Annotated in this window: 1 protein-coding gene; it reads left to right on the forward strand. The window is 65.3% G+C overall.

Features of this window, described 5'->3' with window-relative positions; genetic code table 11:
* The first annotated feature begins 244 nt into the window (after positions 1 to 244).
* Positions 245 to 1,447, forward strand: coding sequence for an IS110 family transposase (locus tag ABZ371_RS32590; RefSeq protein WP_358686546.1), 1,203 nt, complete (start codon positions 245 to 247; stop codon positions 1,445 to 1,447).
* Positions 1,448 to 1,470: the final 23 nt, after the last annotated feature.

Raw genomic sequence — 1,470 nt, forward strand, 5'->3', positions numbered from 1 at the left:
GCCCCGTTACCGTGTTCGTGGCTCCGAAATGGGGCTCCCGGCCTCCGGGCCCGGTATGACTTGAGCCCCTTGTCGATCATGGTCGAAAAAGTGGTGTCACCGGGCCGGGAGGCATTGGCAGACCGCTGATCAGGGGCATGACCGCTCGCCTTGTCCGTCGAGGCGAAGCAGGCCTTCGTAACGTGGATGCCGGCACGCTGATGCCGCAGGTTGAGGCCGGGAAGGGTCTGTCGGGGAGGGGCTTGTGCATCACGAAAGCGAGATCGACGTCTACCTCGGTCTGGACGTCGGCAAAGGTGAGCATCACGGCACTGCCCTGACCCCAGCAGGCAAGAGAGTGTTCGACAAGCCGCTGCCGAACAGTGAACTGCGGCTGCGGGAGCTGTTCACGAAGCTGCGAACGAGGCACGGAACGGTGCTGGTCGTAGTAGACCAGCCGGCATCGATCGGTGCCCTGCCGCTGGCGGTTGCCCGCGATGCGGGCTGCCGTGTTGCCTATCTTCCCGGGCTGACAATGCGGCGGATCGCCGACCTGTATCCAGGCGAATCGAAGACCGATGCCCGGGACGCGGCGATCATCGCGGATGCGGCCCGGACCATGCCACACACCCTGCGTGAGCTGGCGCCGGACGACGAAACGGTCGCCGAGCTGAACATGATCGTTGGCTTCGACGACGACCTGGCCGGCGAGGTAACCCGGCTCAAGAACCGCATGCGTGGCCTCCTCACCCAGATCCATCCCTCGCTCGAGCGGGTTCTGGGCCCTCGGCTGGATCACCCGGCAGTGCTGTTTCTGCTGGAACGCTACGGATCGCCGGCACAGTTGAGGAAGGCAGGCCGCCGACGGCTGATAACGATGCTGAAGCCCAAAGCGCCGCGCATGGCAGAACGTCTCGTCGAGGACATCTTCACTGCCCTGGACGAGCAGACCGTCATCGTTCCCGGCACCGAGGCCGCAGCCCTGATCATTCCCAGCCTGGCCAGCTCGCTGGCCGCAGTACTCGACCAGCGCAAGCTCCTGGCCGGCAGAATCGAGGAGCTGCTGGAGGCCCACCCTCTTTCGCAGGTCCTGATCTCGATGCCCGGCATCGGGATCAGGACCGCAGCCCGCATCCTCGTCGACGTCGGCGACGGCAGCAGCTTCGCCAGCGCCGGGCACCTCGCCGCCTACGCAGGGCTCGCCCCCGCTACCCGCAGATCCGGCTCGTCCATCCGCAGTGAACACCCCTCCAGACGAGGCAACCGGCAGCTCAAGCGTGCCTTCTACCTCGCCGCGTTCGCCTCACTGTCACAACCGGACTCACGCGCCTACTACGACAGGAAACGACGCGAGGGAAAACACCACGTAGCAGCCCTCATCTGCCTCGCCCGACGCCGCATCGACGTCCTCTTCGCCATGCTCCGCGACGGCACCTTCTACCAACCACCCACCGCTGCAACGGCTTGACGAAAACCATAGGGGCACTTTTT

The sequence above is a fragment of the Streptomyces sp. NPDC005899 genome (assembly GCF_040629645.1).
Taxonomy (GTDB): domain Bacteria; phylum Actinomycetota; class Actinomycetes; order Streptomycetales; family Streptomycetaceae; genus Streptomyces.